Genomic DNA, 21,617 nt, shown 5'->3' with positions numbered 1-21,617 from the left:
GCGATTAAGGAATATTTAAATATTTATGCGTTTGTAAAGAAATTTCCCATTTAGGGTTTGCCATCACGTAATCAATAATCAATGGCGTAATTTCCTTTGATTTAGACCATTCTGGCTGTAAATATAATTTGCAGGTATCAGAAACCGTTGCGGCATATTGTTCAGCCCATTCAAAATCACTCTTGTTGAACACAATCACCTTTAATTCATTGGCGAACGGGGTGATGTCTGGACGAGGGGCTTTAAATTTCTTTGGAGAAAGACAAATCCAGTCCCAGGTACCTGAAAGGGGATATGCTCCGGAAGTTTCAATAAAGGTCAGGATATTCTTTTGCTTTAATTTTTGAGTTAAATAATCCAGATTATAAATCAACGGCTCACCACCGGTAATCACTACTGCTTTACCTGGAAAAGTATCTGCTTTGGCCACAATATCGTCTGCTGAAGTCAGTGGATGTAATTCCGCATCCCAGCTTTCTTTCACATCACACCAGTGGCAACCTACATCGCAACCTCCCAAACGAATAAAATAAGCCGCTTTTCCTGTGTTAAATCCTTCGCCCTGTATGGTGTAAAACTCTTCCATTAATGGAAGTAATGTGCCGTCTGCTGGTATATTGTGTGCCATATATTATTTGGCAAAGGTAAATAAAATATTTACGGGAAATGGGATTATATGTATATTGAGCCGATTTATATGACCAATCTATGAAAAAGGAAGGTTCATTTCTAATCATTTATCTTAAATAAGCGCTATGCTGAAGTGGTATAAATTGGAAGGCAGCTTCCCGAATCATGATTTCGTGGAACAGATTAAGCTGAATGGGAAAAAACTATGCCTGGTGAGACATCAGAACCGGACTTTCGTGGTTCAAAACAGCTGTCCGCATGCAGGAGGGATTCTGAGCGGTGGAACATGTAAAAATGGCTACCTGATTTGTCCGATACACCGATGGGAATACAACCTGGAAACTGGACGAGGAGCAGAGGGACAGGGGGATTATATCGATACCTACCCGGTAGACACAAGGGAAGATGGAATTTATGTTGGCTTAAAAGAAAGTTGGATAAAAAAGCTCTTTAGTTGAGTTACTAAAGAGCTTTTTATATATTATTTAAGAATAGATTTCTTTCTTTGCAGAGGCCAATGTGTTTTTCAACAAGCCTACAATGGTCATCAGACCTACACCTCCAGGAACTGGAGTGATCCATGAAGCTTTAGGAGCTACGTTTTCAAAGTCTACATCACCGTATAATTTATAACCGGATTTGGTTTCTGTAGAAGTTTCTCTATTGATGCCCACATCAATGATGATCGCACCTGGCTTCACCATATCCGCAGTGACAAAGTTCTTTTTACCAATTGCAGCAACGATAATGTCAGCCTGTAAAGTCAGCTCTTTCAAGTTAGCTGTTCTGCTGTGTGTTAAAGTTACCGTACAGTTTCCTGGGTTGGCATTGCGGGCCATCAGGATACTCATCGGACTGCCTACAATGTTACTTCTACCCACTACCACACAATGTTTTCCGATAGTGTCGATTTCGTAAGCCTGAAGCATTAACATAATGCCATAAGGAGTGGCAGGGATGAAACAAGGAAGGTTCCTCATCATACGTCCCAGATTTACCGGATGAAATCCGTCTACATCTTTACGGTAATCAATAGTTTCAGTTACTTTTTCAGGATCAATATGCTTAGGAAGGGGTAATTGAACAATCAGTCCATCTACGCCGGCATCCTGATTAATCTCTTCAATTTTTTGCAGCAATTCCGCTTCTGTGACAGAATTGTCGTATCTGATGAGCGAAGATTGAAAACCTACCTTCTCACAGTTTTTCATTTTGCTGGCAACATAGGTTTCACTGCCACCATCATTACCCACCAATATGGCTACTAAATGTGGTTTTCTGCCACTTTCAGCCAAGAAAGAGGCGGCTTCGGCTGCGATTTCCAGTTTAATTTTTTCTGATGCGAATTTTCCGTCAAGTAACTGCATGTAATCCTTATATGAGGTTAATTATTAATCTAATTTAAGTACGGCCATGAAAGCAGATTGTGGAATTTCCACATTACCTACCTGGCGCATACGTTTCTTTCCAGCTTTTTGTTTTTCAAGTAACTTACGTTTACGTGAAATATCACCACCATAACATTTAGCCGTCACATCTTTACGAAGCGCACTTAGTGTTTCTCTGGCAATCACTTTTGCGCCAATAGAAGCCTGGATTTTAATTTCAAACTGCTGACGAGGGATTAGTTCTCTCAGTTTTTCACAGATTTTCTTTCCGAAATCATAAGCATTGCTGCGGTGAATTAAGGAAGATAGTGCATCCACAGGCTCTTCGTTTAATAACATATCTAATCTAACCAGGTCCGATTTACGGTAACCGATCTGATGATAATCGAATGAAGCATAACCTTTAGAAATCGTTTTTAGCTTATCATAAAAGTCGAAAACAATCTCACCCATAGGCATCTCAAAAACAAGCTCTACACGGTCTGAAGTTAAGTACGACTGATTGATGATCGTTCCTCTTTTCTGAATACAAAGTGACATTACCGGACCCACGAAGTCAGCTTTGGTAATGATATTTGCTTTAATAAAAGGTTCTTCTACCGCATCTAGTTTACTTGGGTCTGGTAAATCTGAAGGATTATTAACCGAAATTACCTCACCTTTAGTAGTCTTAGCGATGTAAGATACATTGGGTACAGTAGTGATCACTGTCATGTTGAACTCACGCTCTAAACGCTCCTGGATGATCTCCATGTGCAGCATGCCTAAAAATCCGCAACGGAAACCAAAGCCTAATGCTGCAGAACTTTCAGGTTCGAAAACGATAGAGGCATCATTCAGCTGCAATTTATGCATGGCTTCACGTAGTTCCTCAAATTCATCTGTATCTACCGGATAAATACCAGCAAAAACCATTGGTTTAACCTCTTCAAAACCTTGAATTGAATCTGGTGAGGGTCTATCTACGGTCGTGATGGTATCTCCAACCTTTACCTCGCGTGCTTCCTTAATTCCAGAGATGATATAACCTACATCACCGGTTTTAACCACACTGCGTGGCGACATATCCAGTTTAAGGATACCCACTTCATCGGCTAAATATTGTTTGCCTGTATTGATAAATTTAACTTTATCGCCTTTTTTTATCTGACCATTCACTACTTTATAATAGGCAATGATTCCTCTGAATGGATTGAAAACAGAATCAAAGATCAATGCTTGAAGAGGCGCTTCAGGATCACCAACTGGTGCCGGAACACGGTCTACAATAGCTTGAATTATGTCAGGGATACCCATTCCAGTTTTACCTGAAGCAGGGATGATGTCCTCACGTTTACAGCCGATTAAGTCAATAATCTGATCTTTTACTTCCTCAGGCATCGCCCCAGGTAAATCCATTTTATTTAAAATAGGGATAATTTCAAGATCGTGCTCTAGCGCAAGGTATAAGTTTGAAATGGTCTGTGCCTGAATTCCCTGAGATGCATCTACAATAAGTAAAGCACCTTCACAGGCCGCGATGGAACGGGAAACCTCATAAGAGAAATCGACGTGTCCAGGTGTATCAATCAGGTTGAAATTGTATTCAATATCACCAACCTTGTAATTCATCTGAATGGCGTGACTTTTTATCGTGATCCCACGTTCACGTTCTAGATCCATATTATCCAGCAATTGAGCTTGCGCCTCACGTTGGGTAATGGTTCCAGTATATTCTAACAGACGGTCAGCTAGCGTGCTTTTCCCGTGATCAATATGTGCAATTATGCAAAAATTACGTATGTGCTTCATCAGTGGCGCAAATATAGGATTTTGAGTCGATTAATTTATCGTAAATTAATCATAGTATATTGTAATGAATCAGCAATACTAGGAATTGGCCAGTTGGATCAGGTTTTTTACGGTCTGGGCATTTGTCAGGTCGTAGCTGAATTCATCTTCACTGGTGCCCATACTTAAGTTTGGGTTTCTGAATTCCATCTCGCTTTTTACTGCATGTTTGGCAGAAGCATGGAACTCTTGAGCACCGGTGATGCGGATGATTTCGGCAATGTTAGCTGTCTTTACACCTGCACCAGGCATGATACTAATTCTTCCTGCGGCTTGTTTGATTAAGGCTTTGATTTGTTCAGCACCTGCTAAAGCCGAAGCTGCAGCACCTGAGGTCAGCACCCTTTCAAAGCCCAGTTCGATCAGGTCTTCTAAGCCTTGTTCCAGGTCATTGCACATGTCAAAGGCCCGGTGGAAGGTGACTTTCATAGGCTTGGCTAGTTCGATTAACTCCGCACAGCGTGTTTTATCGATGCTGCCATCCGCATGGAGAATACCGATGACCACCCCATCGCAATTTAATGATTTACAGATTTTAATATCCTCTTTCATGATGCTGAATTCTAAATCAGAATACAAGAAATCTCCACCTCTGGGGCGGATGATCGGATACACTAAAATGTGTAGTAATTCTTTCGCCAGTTTGAGCTGTGCGTAACTGGGAGTGGTACCTCCCTCGGGCAAATTGTCGCAAAATTCTACCCTCACTGCGCCTCCTTCCTGTGCTGCCAAAGCAGAAGAAAGGGAGTTGGCACATACTTCCATTTGAATCATCTGGTGCTTAATTTCGGGTTAGTAATAGCTTTTTCCAGGAATTAATAAATCGGTTTTGTTCTGGTCACAAACCGCATAGCTGAAGCCTTGCTGAATCGCATATGCTCCGTATTCTCCTTTTTTATTCAAAGCAAGGAATCCAACCTGAATATTTTTGGCAATTTCTGGTTTCTTTTTAATGATCCTCATGACTGCCTCTTTACAAGCTGCTTCAGGGGTATAGCCTTGTCGCATGAGTTCTACCACTAAAAAGCTGCCTACATTACGGATCACTTCTTCACCAACGCCGGTAGAAGTAGCGCCGCCAACTTCATTGTCTACGAATAAACCAGCACCAATGATTGGACTGTCGCCCACACGTCCATGTAGTTTATAAGCCATTCCACTGGTGGTACAAGCACCCGAAATGTTTCCTTTGGCATCTAAAGCAAGCATGCCAATGGTATCATGGTTATACTGATTTCCTGGTAATCGGGTAGGAGCAGCTTTGTCGTATAGTTTATTTTCTATGTTCATCACCGGTGCATACTTTGCCGTTTTCAGCCATTCTTTCCATGCTTTTTCACTTTCTTTCGTCAGCAGGTTCTCTTTTTTGAATCCGTTTTCTAAAGCAAACTGAAGAGCACCATCACCTACAAGCATTACATGCGGCGTTTTTTCCATCACCATTCTGGCTACAGAAATGGGATGCATAATATGTTCTAATCCAGCAACGGCACCGCAGTTGCCTAAATCATCCATAATACAGGCATCGAGGGTCACATGACCGTCTCTGTCCGGCAAACCACCATAGCCTACGGATTGGTTTTTTGGATCAGCTTCAGGGACATGTACTCCTTGTTCTACCGCATCCAGGGCTCGTCCGCCTGCAGATAATACCTTCCATGCCGCCTGATTTGCAGCAATACCAAAATCCCAGGTAGAGATGACAATGGGTTTTCCTGGTGCAATAGACGAGCTTGGGATCATTGCAGCAGCGCTGGTTTTATCAATGGCTAATAAGGAGGCAGAAAGCGCAGATGCTTTAATGAATTTTCTACGGTTAAACATGTTTGGTATAGCAGTTAAATAATTTGAAAGTGATCGGCGTCTTTTAAGAATGGGAAAGCCCTGCGGGTTTTCGCCAATTCTTCGTAGCCGATACTAAAGGTATAAAGATCTTCGTCTTCAGGTTTATAATAAATGGTTTTACCCATTGGATCAATACATTGGGAATGTCCGCTATGGTATACTTCTTTGCCATCATGCCCCACGCGATTGGCTGCAATCACATAACTCTGGTTTTCGATGGCACGGGCAGGAATCAGGGCGTTCCAATGAACGGCACGTTTGTCAGGCCAGCTGGCGATCAGCAATAGAATATCATATTCTTCATTCTGATTACGCAGCCATACCGGAAAGCGAAGGTCATAACAGATCGCAAGGCGGATTTTCCAGCCTTTTAATTTCACGATGACCTTGTCTTTACCTGGTGAGTAGTTTTTATCTTCTTCACCCAGACCAAATAAATGTCTTTTATCGTAATGACTATAGCCGCCATCCGGAAGCATCCAGATCAGTCGGTTATAATAATGACTATCTTCGTTGATGATCAAACTGCCGGTGACTACGCATTCATATTTTTGTGCAATATCCTTCATCCATTGCATGGTTTTACCATTCATTTCTTCAGCGAGTGCTGGAGCATTCATGCTAAAACCGGTGTTAAACATCTCTGGGAGTACAATCAGGTCTGTTTTTTCTTTAACACCCGAGGACAATCTTAGGGATAGATTCTGCAGGTTTTTGTCAACATTCTCCCAAAATAAATAGGCCTGGAAAATCGTGATTTTCAGGTTTTTAATACTTAGGTAATCTGGACTTTCCATTATTGTAATTTAAAGGGATGTAAATTATAATTTAACTAGTCTTTCAACGGCTTTTTCCAATGTTTCTTGTTTCTTCGCAAAACAAAACCTTAAAACATGGTGATCCGTATTCCTAATGTAGAAGGCTGAAACCGGAATGGAGGCAACTCCATATTCTTTGATTAACCTTTCGGCCATAGCAACATCTTTCTCGTCGCTGAGGTGCTCATAGCTAACGCATTGGAAATAAGAACCATCGCAAGGTAATAATTTAAACTTAGTTTCGGCAAGGAGCGAACGAAACAAATCACGCTTCTGCTGGAAGAAAGCAGATAAGCCAAGGTATGATTGCGGATCTTTTAGGTAGCGCGCAATACCCACCTGCATGGGCGTATTCACACTAAATACATTGAACTGATGTATTTTTCTGAACTCCTTCATCATTTGTTCAGGAGCCAAGCAGTACCCTAATTTCCAGCCAGTGGTATGCAGTAATTTGCCAAACGAGGCCACAATGAAGCTTCTTTCGCGGAGTTCCGGATATAAAGCCACACTATGGTGTGTTTTGCCGTCGAAAATGATATGTTCATAAACCTCATCACTTAAAATCATGATATCGGTGTTTTTTGTTAATTTGATGAGCGCTTTGATGTCTTTTTCTGATAAAACACAGCCTGTTGGGTTCTGTGGGCTATTCAAAATGATCATTTTGGTATTGGCGGAGAATAGTTTTTTCACCATTTCCCAGTCGATCTCATATTGAGGAGGGGCAAGCTCATAAGGTTTAACCAGGCCGCCTAACAACTTTATCGTAGGGGCATAAGCATCATAAGCAGGCTCAAAAATGATCACCTCATCACCCGGATGAATGTAAGCGCTTAACGCGGTGAATATAGCTTGAGTGCCTCCTGCAGTAATGTTGATCTCCGTTTCCGGATGATAATGAGCACCGTAACGCAGGTTCATTTTTTCAGCGATCACCTCACGTAGGGCTGCTAAGCCCGTCATCGGTGCATACTGATTAAAGCCCTGGCGCATGGCCTCAGCTACATATTCGATGAGTTTCGGATCACATTCATAATCAGGAAATCCCTGAGAAAGATTAATGGCCTGATGTTCTTCTGCTAATTTGGACATGACCGAAAAGATGTTCGTTCCTATGCCAGGTAGTTTTGATTGTGTAGCTATCATGTGGCAGCGAAAATAGAAATAATATTTATCGTCTTATATCAGATTTATTTAATAATTTCATCTTGCTATGACTTTTAAAACAAAAGAAAGCAGATTATTGCTCATTCTAGGCTCCTTTTTTGTGGCCAACGCGATCCTTTCAGAATTTATAGGGGTAAAAATATTTTCAGTGGAGGGAACACTGGGCATCAAGCAGTTTGATATCAATTTGCTGGGCGTTCCAAACCTCTCTTTGAACATGTCGGCAGGGGTGCTCACCTGGCCTTTGATTTTTATCATGACAGACATCATCAACGAGTATTTTGGCGTTCGACAGGTACGGTTTTTATCGGTATTGGCAGCAATTCTAATCTCTTATGCCTTTTTTGTAGTCGCAGCAGCGATGCGGCTTTCACCTTCCGATTTCTGGGTGAATCAAACCATCGATGGTCATCCGCTCAATATGAACCATGCCTTTGCTGGTATATTCGGACAAGGGATGTGGATCATTGTGGGTTCCGTGATCGCCTTTTTAGTCGGGCAGATCGCAGATGTATTTATCTTTCATAAGATCAAAAAAGTAACCGGAGAACGTGCTTTATGGCTTCGTGCCACAGGTTCTACAGTAATTTCTCAATTCATAGATAGTTTTGTGGTCATCTTTATTGCTTTTTACCTGAATCCTCAGTACCACTGGAGCTGGCAAATGGTGGCTGCAATCGGCCTGGTGAATTATACCTATAAATTTATAGTGGCGATCTTAATGACGCCATTGCTGTATGTCGTGCATGATGTGATTGACCGTTACCTGGGCAAGGACCTTTCGCAGCGAATGATCAAAATGGCAGGAAGATAGTACCAATTACAATCCGCTGGTTTACAGCTTAATTCTCCTGTCGAACACAAAAGGCTCAGACTTCAGTAGTTTGATGAACTTGAAATCCGTATGGTTAGGGTTGAGGAGAAAGTTTGACTCAGCTGATATAATGGAAGAGGGGACTTTCAATAAAGCTGTTTTCTCTTTCCTGGCCCAATTTCCCCCTAATTCCTGTGTATAAGACATGTTTTCAAAAGAAAACCAATTTTGTGGCAAGGACTTTAAAGGAATGCTGGCAATCGGAAGGTCATCCGGAATTTCAATCGTCATGACCTGGAAAGCACTGTTTAGCCCAAGTTGACTCCGGTGTACCACATTTTCCAGACAAGCCAGAGAACGTGATTCCGCCGTGTAAATTATGGAAACATCATTGGGATTCCACCTTGCTGCACGACCTGAAGCGAACAATGAGCCAGCATAATTACTCAAACAAATGCGAAATACCTGCATAAATTAGGCAAGATCTCCATGAGCGATTCTAATGAGCTCTTCTTCAATGAGGCTGATGCCCGTAAAAGTGTCCATTAAATCAAAGGGAATTTGGTGGCCAAGCCCATAAGAAGGGGTGTTGAGCCATTGGTGAAAGGTCTTTGCCGAGCCAAAGATTTCTATTCCTTTTTCAAAAAGAGAAAAAGACTTTAAAAGTTTCTCGCTGAGGGAAGGATCTAATTTGGAAGCATTAGAAGCGTAGTTCTGGATGGTTTTAACATTGGTTTTAAAGGTATCCTGGAATTCTTCTCTGGTAAAACCTGAAAGGCTTAAAAAATCCAGCGCAGCTTTGGCTGATAGGCCTGATTTTGAACTCATGAGCAAGCTGATAGAATCGTTGTAAAGTGGCTGATAAGGAGCGATTAATGCAGCTTCTGCAACGACCGATAGTGTTGTTTTTTCTTTGTAAAGTTTTGAAGTGTTTGCCATAACCATGAATTTTACTCAATTCGAATGTACGGAATTTTTTCCGGTATTTCTGGAATATTTTCCACAAAAAAAACCGCAATCCTTGTTTTGATGACCTTTCAGGTAAAAAAGAGGAATGCGGTTTTTGATCAGCTGCGGGAATTAGCTCATCCTTTTAACTTCCAGGATTTTAAACTCCTGAATACCGTCGGGCATTTCCCAGTTGATAATGTCGCCTGTTCTATAGCCAAATAATGCAATGCTGATCGGAGCAAAAACAGATACTTTCTGCACTTTGATATTCGCCTCTTCCGGCATCACGATCTTAAAGGTAAATTCTTTACCGGTTTTTGTGTTGGCAATTCTAGCTTCAGATTTCAAACATACCACGTCCTCAGGAAGATCCTGATCCGCGTAGATCGTTGCTTCTTTGATCTCTTTTCTTAGTTTTTCTTTATTATACGGACTCATGTTTGATTTGTCCAGATGATCTTTTAATAGTTTTAAATCGCTTTTTGAAAGTGATAATGTTTTTGTTTCCATGTTTAAATGTCTTAATGTAATAATTGATGATTAATTCCTTAATAAGATACAGGGAGGCAAACTGATATTGACGAATATATCACACCTTAGAAAGTGTAATTGCTGAATATAAAAAAGAAAATAAACAATCGCTTGCTATTTCCTTAAAATATAAAATAACGAAAATGATCAGAAGAAAAATGCCCCTGAACCGAAGAGTAGAATGAAATGATTCGGGGCTTAGTTAATAAAGTCTTTACTGCTGATTTGATAAGTAAAGCCGAAGGGATAGTTTTCCCTGAAGAACCTTTTAAACAGCGCATAGGCTTGCAGCTGACTCTTATTATAAGTCATTAAGGTTGCCTGATGTATGCCTGTTCTTTGTTTCATTGTCGCTAATCTCGTTAGGTTTTTTATTAAATCAAAGGAAAAAGGGATTTATCTTAGTATGAAGGCCTTTAATTGACATTGGTGTTATGGTTCTCGCTGGTTTTGTTGGAAAATATCGTAATAATCCTGACTGATATTCCTATGCCTGGAGCTATAATAAATGACCAGATATTCAGCCGCTGCACCGTCGAAATTCAGCGTTGCAATACGTTTTTTGAACTGTTGATAAGGGTTGTAATTTCAATAAATCCGCCATTGTACGCGCCAATAAGGCAGAAAAAAACAAGATTTAACATAAAAAACGTAATAGAATGGAAGTTATGTACGTTTATTTCCAAAATAATATATATTTGGCCACAAATTAAATATTTAAAACATGGAAAAATTTTCAAAAGTTAAAGAATTATTAGCTTCTATTGAAGCTGACGCTGAGAAGTTTTATAATGCAGGAAACAGTGCTGCAGGAACTAGAGTACGTAAAGCTATGCAGGATTTAAAAGTTCTTGCTCAGGAAATTCGTTCTGAAGTAACAGAGAAAAAAAACAGCGATAAATAATATCGATTAATTCGAAAAGCAGCGGCACCATCAACCGTGCTGCTGCTATTTTACCTCCCACCATTATGCCATATACTGCCGCCCCTAACAGATATACTCAAATGCAATACCGCAGATGCGGAAACAGTGGACTGAAGCTGCCTGCCATTTCTCTTGGTTTATGGCATAACTTCGGACATGTGGATCAGCTGGAAAATTGCAGTGAGATCTTGAAACTGGCTTTCGACAATGGAATTACCCATTTTGACCTTGCTAATAATTACGGTCCGCCTCCAGGATCTGCAGAGGAAAATTTCGGTCGCTTGCTGAAAAGAGATTTCGAAGGATACAGAGATGAAATGATCATTTCTTCTAAGGCAGGATATACGATGTGGGACGGTCCTTATGGAGATTGGGGTTCAAAAAAATACCTGGTATCTAGCCTGGATCAAAGTCTGAAAAGAATGGAACTGGAATATGTAGATATCTTCTACCATCACCGTCCGGATCCGGAAACGCCACTAGAGGAAACGATGGCAGCATTAGATCTGATCGTGCGTCAGGGAAAAGCATTGTATGTCGGGATCTCTAATTACCGGGCAGAAGAAGCTGCTGAGGCGATGAAAATCTTAAAGCGTTTGGGTACACCATGTCTGATTCATCAACCTAAATACTCTATGTATGAACGTTGGGTAGAGGGTGATTTGCTGGATTTGCTAGGCAACCAAGGTGTGGGGTGTATTCCTTTTTCACCACTCGCTCAGGGCATGCTGACCAACAAATACCTGAAAGGGATTCCTGAAGATTCTCGTGCAGCAAAGTCGCATGGCGCCTTGCAGCAAGATCAATTGACCCCTGAAAGAGTGCAACAATTGAATGAACTGAATATACTCGCACAAAGCCGCGGACAAAAGCTCGCACAAATGGCCTTGTCGTGGATTTTAAAAGATAACCGCATTACCTCTGTATTGGTGGGCGCCAGTAAACCTGAGCAGCTTGCGGATTCTTTAAAATGTTTGAACAATCTTGATTTCAGCACAGAAGAACTGCAAAAAATTGAGCAGATTTTATCCTCGTAGGGTTGAAATACCGGTATAAATCATAAAAAGAAGCTGTCTTAAATTAATAATTCAAAACAGCCGCTTTAGTTTTTTATACGGTTAATGCTGCAGTCAATTCTATTTCCGCTTTTAAATCCTGTACGAAATGGTCAATCTGTGCCTTGGTTACTCCAGGCATACAGATGACATGACTATTGCCATCTTCGGTAGCAATCTGCCATTTTTGTCTCAATGCGATAGAGGGCGCTGGGAACACTACTGTTAATGCAGATGGATTGGTCCAAGCCGGTACACCAATATTATTTAAGCTTTTTACCGTATAGGATGCAGTTTACAGACACTCCAAAGCGCGCTGCTTTAGTCCTTCTTTACCCAGTTTTTTAAGCGCATACCAGATAAAAATGGGGCTGTGGCCATTCCTGCTGCCTGTAATCGTAGTATCTACGGTGCCGATATATGGGATCGCTTTTCCAATCCTGTCTTTATAATTCTTTTTGACCAATACCAATCCGCAAGGGATAGGAGAGCCGATAAATTTATGTCCGCTGATGGCCATACTGTCAGTTCCATGGTTAAAATCAAAACCTGGTTTTAAATCCAGTAAAGCACTGTAGGTACCAGCCAAAGCAGCGTCACAATGAATATAATGATTTTTAATCGCTTGTCTGCGGAGGATTTGCTGAATTCGCTGTAAATCATCTTTTGCTTCCATCATCGTGGTGCCAATATTGGCCAGAATGATCACCGGCTGATCTCTGTGCATTTGTACCATCGCATTCAAATCTTCGTAATCCATTTCTCCATTTTTCTGAGTTCTGATCACGATACTTCTTAAGTTGAGCAGCTGTATGTTCTTTTGAACACTATAATGCGTAGCTTCAGAGTAATAAACGATGCCATTAGGGTAAAGCTCCCTGGCCACGTAAAGGCCATATAAATTTCCTTCAGAGCCACCATTGGTGACATAACCCCACCAATTATTTGCTGGCGCATGGAACAATTCAGCGAAAAACTCCAACACTTCCAGCTCCAGAGAACGCGAATTCAGATCGTAGGTAGATTCTACCCATGGATCGCCCACATTGTTTAAAGGCAGTTTTAAAAGTGGATATAATTCTGAATAGTCAAAATCTTGTGCGATTGGGTAACCGATGAAGTGCTTGGCACGCGCTTCAGCGAGTTTCATATAGGAGCTTAAACGCTCGTTATCTTTAGTGTTTAATGGAGTCTTCATGGGGTAGTAATGATATTTGGTATTTAATCCTTCAAAATTAGACAAGTACCATATTATTTCCTTTGATTATCTGATGTTCAATGAAAAATTCTGTTATGAATACATTTTAAAGGAAAAACCACCATATTTGTAGCTTGCTGCATCCTATTTCAGCAAAATACTATGATGGAGAAATTAGATAAGCTCGACACCAGGATATTAAACATCCTGCAAAAGGATGCTTCTTTAAGTACAAAAGATATTGCAGGGGAAATCGGCCTCAGTGTTTCCCCAACTCATGAGCGCATCAAACGCCTAAAAGCAGAAGGATATATAGAGAAATATGTAGCGCTGGTGAACAGGGAAAAGTTAGGAAAACATTTGCTGGTGCTTTGCACGGTAACTTTAAAAGAGCAATCCATCGCTACCTTAAAAAATTTCGAAGAATCAGTGGTGCGGTTTAAGGAAGTGCTGGAAGTACTATGTATTGCTGGCGGACAAGATTATTTGCTTAAGATCGTAGTGGAGGATGTAGATGATTATCATACTTTTGTGGTCACTCATTTATCCTCGCTTTCCAACATTTCTACGTTAAGCAGTAGTTTTGTGTTAAAAGAGATCAAAAGAGAAACGGCATTCCACCTTAATTTCTAACTTTAGGCATGGAATCTACACAAACTTTGCCCGAATTAAACGCAGAAGAGCTTCGTGTGCTAGGCGTTTTAATGGAGAAATCTAAAACTACCCCTGAATATTACCCAATGACCATCAACAGTCTGACGGCTGCCTGTAATCAAAAGACCTCTAGGAAACCTGTGGTTCAGTATGACGAACAGACCGTAGTACTGGCATTGGATACCCTCAAAAGAAAAGGACTGATTTCTACAGCCACCGGTGGATCAAGTCGCAGCATTAAATACAAACATAATTTCGCGATTGTATTCCCGGTAACGCCACAAGAGGTCGCTATTCTTTGTCTATTGATGCTGAGAGGCCCTCAAACACCGGGAGAACTAAATACCAATTCCGGCAGACTCTATGAATTCGAATCTTTAGAAGAGGTGCAATCTGTATTGGAGCGTTTAACGGATGCAACGCCTCCTTATGTAATTCAATTGCCGAGAAAAGCAGGGCAAAAGGAAATGCGTTATGCACATTTACTTTCCGGTACCCCTGATTTAAATGCAGAAGAACTGGCAGAAGAAGCGCCTCAGAGAGCGAACTCAGATCTGGAAAACCGGGTGCTGAAACTCGAAACAGAATTGGAAGAATTGAAAACTGCTTTTGCGCAGTTGATGAAAGAACTGATGGGCTAAAATCGGATTCTGCTAAAACTATCAACAAAACTTGGTGTTATCCTTTTATAGCATCCATTTCTGGTGATCTGCGATGTTATTTTCCTAAAAACATCATACTATGTCAAAAAAAGTAGCAGAACAATTGGTGGAAATGCTTGTTGAAGCAGGTATTAAGCGCATTTATGCCGTAACCGGCGATAGTTTAAATGAGTTAAATGATGCGGTAAGGCGCAATGATCACATCCGCTGGATCCATGTAAGACATGAAGAAGCAGGGGCATATGCTGCCGCTGCGGAAGCAGAATTGCATGGCCTTGCGTGTTGTGCGGGCAGCAGCGGGCCTGGTCATGTGCATTTGATCAACGGTCTATATGATGCCCATCGTGCAGGTGCCTCAGTATTGGCAATAGCCTCCACCTGCCCAACTACAGAATTCGGTTCCGGCTATTTTCAGGAAACCAATACCACTAAGCTTTTTGATGATTGCAGTCATTATAATCAAATTGCTACCACTCCGGCTCAGTTACCGAGAATGACGCAGGCTGCTTTGCAGCATGCATTTCACCATAAAGGGGTAGCCGTGCTCGGTTTGCCTGGCGATGTGAGCAGCATGGACGCAGTAGAAAATATGTCTTCAGATAAAACCTATTTTTCTAAAGCTACAATTTGCCCTGCAGAAGAGGAGCTATTGGCACTTTCCCGGCTGATCAATAAACATAAAAAAATCGCCATATTTTGCGGAATCGGAGCCGTTGAAGCTCATGATGAGGTCGTTAAACTTGCGGCAATACTAAAAGCTCCGGTAGGTTATTCTTTCAGAGGGAAAATGGGGATACAATACGATAACCCTTATGAAGTAGGGATGACCGGCCTTCTTGGTCTGCCTTCTGCCTACCATAGTATGCACGAGAGTGACCTGGTGATTCTATTGGGTACAGATTTTCCTTACGTACCCTTTATCCCACAGGATAAAATTTTAGTACAAATCGACAGTAAACCAGAACGACTGGGTAGAAGGGCAAAGCTCGATATGGGGCTTCATGGGGATATCAAAACCAGTTTGAATGCGCTATTTCCATTATTAGATGCAAATACAGACGATAGTTTTCTGGATGCACAATTGAAAGTCTATGAAAAAGTAAAAGAACATTTGAATACTTATGTCGAGGACAAAGGGGAGAAGGATGCCATTCATCCGGAAGCCGTTGCTTTTGAAATTAATAAACTGGCTGCCCAGGATGCTATTTTTACGGTGGATACAGGGATGTGCTGCGTTTGGGGTTCCAGATATATTAATGCGACGGGAAAACGTACGATGTTAGGCTCGTTTAACCATGGTTCTATGGCAAATGCGATGCCTCACGCCATTGGAGCGGCACTATCTAGTCCAGAACGCCAAGTCATAGCGATGTGCGGCGATGGCGGACTGTCGATGATGTTAGGTGATTTAGCGACGATTAAACAATATAACCTACCCATTAAACTGATCGTGTTCAATAACCGGTCTCTGGGGATGGTAAAACTAGAAATGGAAGTGGCAGGACTGCCGGATTCGGAAACAGATATGCTGAACCCGGATTTCGCATTGGTAGCTGCCGCAATGGGCATTAAAGGCATGACCATTGATGATCCAAGCCGATTGGAAGAGGGGATGAAAGCCGCATTTATGCACGATGGACCGGTATTGGTCAATGTGATGACGGATCCGAATGCAATGGCGATGCCGCCAAAGATCGAGTTTAAAATGATGAAAGGAATGGCACTCACGATGACGAAACTGATGTTGGGCGGTAAGTTTGACGAAGTACTGGATACCGTGAAATCCAATTACAAACATTTAAAAAGTATCATAGATTAAAGCTTAAATTTGTATCCGATTTATGATCCAAATACACCCAACTACCGTCCTTACCTCTATCCTTGACAATGATTTTTATAAAATCACTATGCAGCAAGGGGTAATTCGTCTGTTTCCGGCAGCAAAAGCAAGATATAAGTTCATCAACCGTGGCAAACATTCTTTTCCCGAAGGATTTGCACAGGCTTTAAGAGCTGCTGTAGATCAGATGGCCTTGCTGAAACTGACAAAAGAGGAGAAGCATTTCCTGCAGGTCACCTGTCCTTATCTTGATCCGGTATACCTGGATTTTCTGGAAGGCTATCGTTATCAGCCGGAAGAAGTACAAATTGAGCAGCTTGGAGATCAACTGGAAGTGAGGGTAGAAGGATGGTGGTATCGAACGATATTATGGGAAGTTCCCTTAATGTCATTGATCTGCGAATTGTATTATGTGCTGAATGGCTCGCATAGGATCAGCAATGAAGAAGTGATACAGCTGACGGCACAAAAAATAGAAAAATATAAAGCCCTTGGGGTAACCGTAGCTGAATTTGGGACACGAAGAAGGTATTCTTATCAGGTGCATCGATCAGCTTTACAAGCTTTAAACGAATTTGGCAGTGGATCATTTATTGGAACCAGCAATGTGCACATGGCGATGATCTATCAGACCAAACCAATTGGAACGCATGCCCATGAATGGTTTATGTTTCATGCCGCCAAGTATGGGTTTAAAATGGCAAATGCCATGGGATTGGAAAACTGGGTGAACGTGTACCGTGGAGATTTAGGGATTGCCCTTTCTGATACCTATACTACAGAAGTATTTTTTAGCCAGTTCGACAAGATGTTCTCCAAGTTGTTTGATGGTGTCAGACACGATAGCGGAGATCCTTTGCTGTTTGCAGATAAAGTGATCAATCATTATCAAAAAATGGGGATTGACCCTAGATCCAAGACGATTATATTTTCTGATGGTCTTAATTATGATAAAGTGGAAAGAATCGCAGCGTATTGCCAGGGGAAAATAGGGATGTCATTTGGAATAGGTACAAATTTAACGAATGATGCCGGACCAGCAGCCATGAATATAGTGATCAAGATGACAGAAGCACAGCCTAAAGACGGGGAGTGGACAGAGGTTGTGAAGTTGTCTGATGAACATGGGAAATATACCGGTACAGAAAGAATGATTAATCTCGCCAAAACGATATTGCAGATTGAAGATTTGTAACGATGAATACAGCCTTTATCACTTTTTAAACCAACCTTATATTAAAACAAAAAGCGCGCTGCAGTTCATTTTTGCAGCGCGTTTTTTGTTGGAGGTTAAAAAAGGTTAAGCTCCTTGTTTTCTAGTATATTTGGTAAGGATAACAATCACTTGTCCTTCTATTTTTCCTTCAATCTGATCCGTATTGTTTTCTACCAGGCGGATATTTTTTACTACCGTGCCCATTTTAGCGTTTAAAGTCGAACCTTTTACATCTAAAGATTTTGTCAGTACAATAGAATCACCTGCTTGAAGCAAGGCACCATTGCAATCTTTATGAAATTCCGCAACGGCATCATTATCAAGGTCGGCGGCTTTAGCCCAAGCCAAACGGTCTTCGTCAAGATACATCATATCTAGATTGTCCATTGCCCAGCTTTCATTGCTTAAGCGGTTCAGTAAGCGCCATGAAACTACTTGTACTCCAGGAACTTCAGACCACATGCTGCTACTTAGACACTGCCAGTGTTTGCTATCTAATTCCTCTCTTTTCTCAATTTGAGCCAAACATTTATCACAAATCAAGATACAGTTGTCTGCAGTATTCGCTGTTTGAGGAGGTACTTCGTATACCTTAAGCGTTTCCGCAGATTGGCATAGTTCACATTTGTTTTCGCTTCTACTCAGTAATTGTTCTTCCAGTTTCATTGTCTTTTTGTTAAAAATATTATTGTAATTGACTCAAAGTGGCGAAGATAATTAATTTAGACGGCAAACTGGCTTAGGGATCACTAATGTTAGGTATTAAGTGCAAAATCTACAGCTGCCTGCGCATGGATCTTCGTGGTATCGAAAACAGGAACAGTAAGATCATCCGCTTTGATCAATAGCGGGATTTCGGTACAGCCCAGTATGATACCCTCAGCCCCCTGATCAATCAACTCTTGAATAATCACCAGATATTGTTTCTTAGTCTCTGGGTTTAAAATACCACTTCCCAACTCATATCTTAGGGTCTCTTCTATATAATCTCTAGTCTCCTGACTTTCTGGAATGATGGGCTCAATTCCGTTTGCGATCAGTTTGTCCTTATAAAACCCCAATTCCATGGTATAAGTGGTTCCAATAAGTCCTACCTTTTTCAAACCTTCCTGATGAATTGCAGCAGCTACAGCACTGGTAATGTCGATCAGTGGCAGCTGGATATTTTCAGCAATGCGATCGGCAACAATATGTGCAGTATTGGCACAGAGCACAATTGCTGCAGCACCAGCTTTTTTCAGCTCCTCAGCAGCCTCAAGCAGTAGTTCGTAGGTGGATTCCCAATCATAATCGGCATTGTACCTTTGGAAATTGTCGAAATTTACAGAGCTAATTAGACATTCCGCAAAGTTTAGCCCGCCAAGTTGCGTATTAATGCCTTCATTCAGGTAGCGGTAATAATCAACCGTAGACGTCCAGCTGATCCCGCCTACCAGTCCTACTTTTTTCATCTTACTTTTCATTGCTAACGTTTAAAATTAGTATTGATTTATTTTCATAAAAGTAGATAGCTTTGCTGAACTGTAACAGATACAGAAATTGACTATTTAACTATAACAGATGAAGACTTTTCAATATCTAAGCCTTGCTGCAGAGCTGGAAAATAGAATTAACCAAGGGATTTACCCAATTGGAGATAAGCTGTCCTCTTTGCGCTTATTGAGTTCAGGTTTTAAGGTTAGCATTGGTACGATGTTAAAAGCTTTGAACCTACTAATCGATAAAGGGCTGGTTTTAGGTAGAGAACGCTTCGGTTACGTGGTTTTAAGGAAGGCAGAGGCCGAAATTCCTCTGGCAAAAAGCGTCCAGAAAGCTGAGGAGCTGGATAGGAGGCCTTTAAAGCTCATGGAGCCCTTGAGTACGATGAGCTTGCAGTCTCCGTTAGCATTGCCGGAACAAAAACGAGTCTCGTTTTTCAATGCCGTATTGGACATTCAACTGCTGCCCTTAAACGCCATCAGGAGGAGTCTTCAGCAGGCCTCCAGAGACTTGACTGGGGCACATTTGCTGTATGAACAGCCTAATGGAAACCCATTATTAAGGAAAGAAATCGCAAAGCGATCCTTTCGCTGGCAAGGGGCTCTCAGTGCCGAGGAGGTAGTCATCACCAATGGTACTCTGGAAGCGGTAGGTCTATGTCTGCGTGCGGTAACAAAGAAAGGCGATTTGGTGGTGGTTCAAACACCCTTTTATTATGGGGTCCTACAGATGATCACTGCTTTAGGTTTGCAAATCATAGAATTGCCAGGCGATACTTTAACGGGAATTGATGTGCAGGAATTGGAAAGAATAGCCATAAAGCATCGGGTAGCAGCCTGTGTGTTGATTTCAAATTTCAACAATCCCAACGGAGCGATCATGCCAGATCAGAAAAAAAGAGGTTTGGCTGCATTTGCAGCGCGCATGGAAATTCCAGTGATCGATGATGACATCTATGGAGACCTTTATTTCGATGCTGATAGGCCTTCAAATATTAAAACCTTCGACCAGGAAGGCTGGGTGATGCTCTGCAGTTCTTTCTCTAAGTCGGTGGCTCCGGGTTACCGAATCGGTTGGTGCGCAGCAGGAAGGTTTACCCAAAAGGTGATTAAGCTGAAGGCCTTAACCAATGTTGCTACGGCAACTGTAGTGCAGTTGTCTCTACTGCAGCTATTAAGTACCGGAGCTTATGATCGTCATCTGAGGAAACTAAGACCTGTTTTACACCGCCTGATGCTGCTGACGGTGCAAGGTATCGAAAAGTATTTTCCGGAGGGAACGCGATTGAGCAGACCTACTGGTGGATTGGTGCTTTGGCTGGAGCTCCCGGAAGGGGTAAATGCGGTTAAATTGCAGCAGCGAGCCTCCGCGAAAAACATTCACATTGCCCCAGGTCCCATGTTTTCCAGTAGAGGGGATTATACCAATTATATCAGAATTAGTTACAGTAACATCTGGACTGAAAAGGTTGAAACTGCATTGAGAAAGCTTGGGGAACTGGTTAAAGCTGAATTATAATCTACTAAATATACCTTTTATTGGGTTCAACTCATCTTTTTGGCAGCAGCTGGGTAGCGAAATGGCCACTTTTAGACAGTCTGGTTGCCCAACAGGAGAATTTTATCTGCAAAATTTAACCTTGGATATGTTGTATATTTGCGAGAATTTTCTGTAAATCCAGCTTAAAATAGGCCAGCAGAAATCTTAAAGCGATTGAAAAAATGAAGGTTAAAGGGTATCTGCTGGCTGCTATTTCGGCCATTTCTTACGGACTAATTCCGTTATTTATTTTGCCTGTAAAAGCGAGTCATTTTTCGTTGGATACAACCCTTTTTTACCGGTTTTTTATTGCGGCAATGTTTATTTTAGGCTATTTGATTTATAAGAAAGAGCGGTTGAGGGTAAACAGATCGGAGTTTATGATTTTGGTATTGCTTGGGCTTTTCTATGCGCTCTCCGCAGAATTTCTGTTTATGGGCTATGATTATTTGTCGCCAGGAATTGCATCCACAATCTTATTCGTTTATCCGGTGATTGTTGCACTGATCATGACGTTTTTCTTTAAAGAGAAAATTACGGTCCTCACAATACTTTCGTTGGTGATCACCATTGCCGGAATTATTGCCTTGAGTGCCAAAGATGGTGCTTTGGACATCAATTTACCTGGATTGCTGATCACCCTGGGGAGTGCTACTTTTTATGCCTTGTACATGGTGGTGGTGAACAAAGCCAAAATCAATGCTTCCGGATTTAAGATTACTTTTTACTCCCTGCTATTTTCTGCGGTTTTTTACTTTGGTAAGGTGCTGATCTTTAAGGAGTCACTACTGATACCTAGCGTGGAGTTATTTTTTAACTTTACCGCATTCGCGTTCGTGACTACCGTACTTTCTATGTCGGCCCTGGTGTATGCGATAAAAAGTATTGGATCAACGCCGACTTCAATTTTAGGTGCACTAGAACCAGTGATGGCTGTAGCCGTGAGTGTGGTTTTATTTCATGAAATCCTGACTTCCAGTTTAATGATCGGAATTGCACTGATTCTAACTGGTGTTATGATCAATATTATATCGGAAAGTGTAAAGGAAAAGGCAGTTGCTTCCTAATTTTA

General features: G+C 41.5%; 25 protein-coding genes. 10 read left to right on the top strand and 15 right to left on the bottom strand.

Features of this window, described 5'->3' with window-relative positions:
• Positions 1-4: 4 nt before the first annotated feature.
• Complete coding sequence (locus H9X96_RS11405; protein WP_187666402.1) at positions 5-628, bottom strand: 7-carboxy-7-deazaguanine synthase QueE; 624 nt, start codon at positions 626-628, stop codon at positions 5-7.
• Positions 629-755: 127 nt separating this feature from the next.
• Here H9X96_RS11405 and H9X96_RS11400 point away from each other — a divergent pair, with 127 nt between their 5' ends.
• Complete coding sequence (locus H9X96_RS11400) at positions 756-1,088, top strand: Rieske (2Fe-2S) protein (RefSeq protein WP_187666401.1); 333 nt, start codon at positions 756-758, stop codon at positions 1,086-1,088.
• Between the two features lie 27 nt (positions 1,089-1,115).
• Here H9X96_RS11400 and H9X96_RS11395 read toward each other — a convergent pair whose 3' ends face one another.
• The 6 genes from H9X96_RS11395 to H9X96_RS11370 form a co-directional block, all read right to left on the bottom strand.
• On the bottom strand, positions 1,116-1,997 hold the full coding sequence (locus H9X96_RS11395; RefSeq protein ID WP_187666400.1) for a bifunctional 5,10-methylenetetrahydrofolate dehydrogenase/5,10-methenyltetrahydrofolate cyclohydrolase: 882 nt from the start codon (positions 1,995-1,997) through the stop codon (positions 1,116-1,118).
• Positions 1,998-2,021: 24 nt separating this feature from the next.
• Complete coding sequence (gene lepA, locus H9X96_RS11390) at positions 2,022-3,809, bottom strand: translation elongation factor 4 (RefSeq protein ID WP_187666399.1); 1,788 nt, start codon at positions 3,807-3,809, stop codon at positions 2,022-2,024.
• Between the two features lie 78 nt (positions 3,810-3,887).
• A complete protein-coding gene (locus H9X96_RS11385) occupies positions 3,888-4,622 on the bottom strand; it encodes a copper homeostasis protein CutC (RefSeq protein WP_187666398.1) in 735 nt (244 codons plus the stop codon).
• Between the two features lie 18 nt (positions 4,623-4,640).
• Complete coding sequence (locus H9X96_RS11380) at positions 4,641-5,672, bottom strand: N(4)-(beta-N-acetylglucosaminyl)-L-asparaginase (protein ID WP_187666397.1); 1,032 nt, start codon at positions 5,670-5,672, stop codon at positions 4,641-4,643.
• Between the two features lie 14 nt (positions 5,673-5,686).
• Positions 5,687-6,490 (bottom strand): nitrilase family protein, encoded by an 804-nt coding sequence (locus H9X96_RS11375; protein WP_187666396.1) that lies wholly within the window; start codon positions 6,488-6,490, stop codon positions 5,687-5,689.
• A 24-nt stretch (positions 6,491-6,514) separates the two neighbouring features.
• The gene (locus H9X96_RS11370) at positions 6,515-7,660 is read right to left on the bottom strand and encodes a methionine aminotransferase (RefSeq protein WP_187666395.1); all 1,146 of its coding nucleotides are present in this window, start codon (positions 7,658-7,660) and stop codon (positions 6,515-6,517) included.
• A gap of 67 nt (positions 7,661-7,727) precedes the next feature.
• Between H9X96_RS11370 and H9X96_RS11365 the strand changes: the two genes are divergently transcribed.
• On the top strand, positions 7,728-8,495 hold the full coding sequence (locus tag H9X96_RS11365; protein WP_187666394.1) for a queuosine precursor transporter: 768 nt from the start codon (positions 7,728-7,730) through the stop codon (positions 8,493-8,495).
• A 21-nt stretch (positions 8,496-8,516) separates the two neighbouring features.
• Here H9X96_RS11365 and H9X96_RS11360 read toward each other — a convergent pair whose 3' ends face one another.
• From H9X96_RS11360 to H9X96_RS11345, 4 genes are all read right to left on the bottom strand, one after another.
• Complete coding sequence (locus H9X96_RS11360; protein WP_187666393.1) at positions 8,517-8,966, bottom strand: RES family NAD+ phosphorylase; 450 nt, start codon at positions 8,964-8,966, stop codon at positions 8,517-8,519.
• Between the two features lie 3 nt (positions 8,967-8,969).
• Positions 8,970-9,434, bottom strand: coding sequence for an antitoxin Xre/MbcA/ParS toxin-binding domain-containing protein (locus H9X96_RS11355; protein WP_187666392.1), 465 nt, complete (start codon positions 9,432-9,434; stop codon positions 8,970-8,972).
• A 141-nt stretch (positions 9,435-9,575) separates the two neighbouring features.
• Complete coding sequence (locus tag H9X96_RS11350) at positions 9,576-9,956, bottom strand: GreA/GreB family elongation factor (RefSeq protein ID WP_187666391.1); 381 nt, start codon at positions 9,954-9,956, stop codon at positions 9,576-9,578.
• Between the two features lie 219 nt (positions 9,957-10,175).
• Entirely contained in the window at positions 10,176-10,325 is a 150-nt protein-coding gene (locus H9X96_RS11345) for a hypothetical protein (RefSeq protein WP_157262295.1), read from the bottom strand.
• Positions 10,326-10,701: 376 nt separating this feature from the next.
• On the opposite strand from H9X96_RS11345, the gene H9X96_RS11340 reads away from it, so the two are divergent.
• Together H9X96_RS11340 and mgrA are read left to right on the top strand one after the other, a co-directional pair.
• On the top strand, positions 10,702-10,881 hold the full coding sequence (locus tag H9X96_RS11340; protein WP_187666390.1) for a histone H1: 180 nt from the start codon (positions 10,702-10,704) through the stop codon (positions 10,879-10,881).
• A gap of 65 nt (positions 10,882-10,946) precedes the next feature.
• Positions 10,947-11,939, top strand: coding sequence for an L-glyceraldehyde 3-phosphate reductase (gene mgrA / locus H9X96_RS11335; protein ID WP_187666389.1), 993 nt, complete (start codon positions 10,947-10,949; stop codon positions 11,937-11,939).
• A gap of 73 nt (positions 11,940-12,012) precedes the next feature.
• Here mgrA and H9X96_RS22900 read toward each other — a convergent pair whose 3' ends face one another.
• Both H9X96_RS22900 and H9X96_RS11330 read right to left on the bottom strand, forming a co-directional pair.
• Entirely contained in the window at positions 12,013-12,177 is a 165-nt protein-coding gene (locus H9X96_RS22900; protein ID WP_255431087.1) for a hypothetical protein, read from the bottom strand.
• Positions 12,178-12,252: 75 nt separating this feature from the next.
• Positions 12,253-13,155, bottom strand: a complete 903-nt coding sequence (locus H9X96_RS11330) for a histidine decarboxylase (RefSeq protein ID WP_255431086.1) — start codon at positions 13,153-13,155, stop codon at positions 12,253-12,255.
• A gap of 162 nt (positions 13,156-13,317) precedes the next feature.
• On the opposite strand from H9X96_RS11330, the gene H9X96_RS11325 reads away from it, so the two are divergent.
• From H9X96_RS11325 to pncB, 4 genes are all read left to right on the top strand, one after another.
• The gene (locus tag H9X96_RS11325) at positions 13,318-13,788 is read left to right on the top strand and encodes an Lrp/AsnC family transcriptional regulator (RefSeq protein WP_255431085.1); all 471 of its coding nucleotides are present in this window, start codon (positions 13,318-13,320) and stop codon (positions 13,786-13,788) included.
• Positions 13,789-13,796: 8 nt separating this feature from the next.
• On the top strand, positions 13,797-14,450 hold the full coding sequence (locus tag H9X96_RS11320) for a YceH family protein (RefSeq protein ID WP_187666388.1): 654 nt from the start codon (positions 13,797-13,799) through the stop codon (positions 14,448-14,450).
• Between the two features lie 100 nt (positions 14,451-14,550).
• Entirely contained in the window at positions 14,551-16,290 is a 1,740-nt protein-coding gene (locus H9X96_RS11315; RefSeq protein ID WP_187666387.1) for a thiamine pyrophosphate-dependent enzyme, read from the top strand.
• A gap of 22 nt (positions 16,291-16,312) precedes the next feature.
• The gene (gene pncB, locus H9X96_RS11310) at positions 16,313-17,506 is read left to right on the top strand and encodes a nicotinate phosphoribosyltransferase (RefSeq protein ID WP_187666386.1); all 1,194 of its coding nucleotides are present in this window, start codon (positions 16,313-16,315) and stop codon (positions 17,504-17,506) included.
• A gap of 105 nt (positions 17,507-17,611) precedes the next feature.
• Here pncB and H9X96_RS11305 read toward each other — a convergent pair whose 3' ends face one another.
• A complete protein-coding gene (locus H9X96_RS11305; RefSeq protein WP_187666385.1) occupies positions 17,612-18,193 on the bottom strand; it encodes an alkylphosphonate utilization protein in 582 nt (193 codons plus the stop codon).
• Between the two features lie 89 nt (positions 18,194-18,282).
• Entirely contained in the window at positions 18,283-18,990 is a 708-nt protein-coding gene (locus tag H9X96_RS11300; protein ID WP_255431084.1) for an aspartate/glutamate racemase family protein, read from the bottom strand.
• A 97-nt stretch (positions 18,991-19,087) separates the two neighbouring features.
• Here H9X96_RS11300 and H9X96_RS11295 point away from each other — a divergent pair, with 97 nt between their 5' ends.
• Together H9X96_RS11295 and H9X96_RS11290 are read left to right on the top strand one after the other, a co-directional pair.
• Positions 19,088-20,524 carry a PLP-dependent aminotransferase family protein gene (locus H9X96_RS11295; RefSeq protein WP_187666384.1) on the top strand — a complete coding sequence of 479 codons (1,437 nt, stop codon included), beginning with the start codon at positions 19,088-19,090 and terminating at the stop codon, positions 20,522-20,524.
• Between the two features lie 203 nt (positions 20,525-20,727).
• The gene (locus tag H9X96_RS11290) at positions 20,728-21,612 is read left to right on the top strand and encodes a DMT family transporter (protein ID WP_187666383.1); all 885 of its coding nucleotides are present in this window, start codon (positions 20,728-20,730) and stop codon (positions 21,610-21,612) included.
• The last annotated feature ends 5 nt before the right edge of the window (positions 21,613-21,617 follow it).

Origin of the sequence: Pedobacter sp. N36a, from assembly GCF_014472395.1 — a bacterium.
GTDB lineage: Bacteria > Bacteroidota > Bacteroidia > Sphingobacteriales > Sphingobacteriaceae > Pedobacter.
The sequence above is the reverse complement of the archived record's forward strand: the minus strand, read 5'-3'. Positions and strand labels throughout refer to the sequence as shown.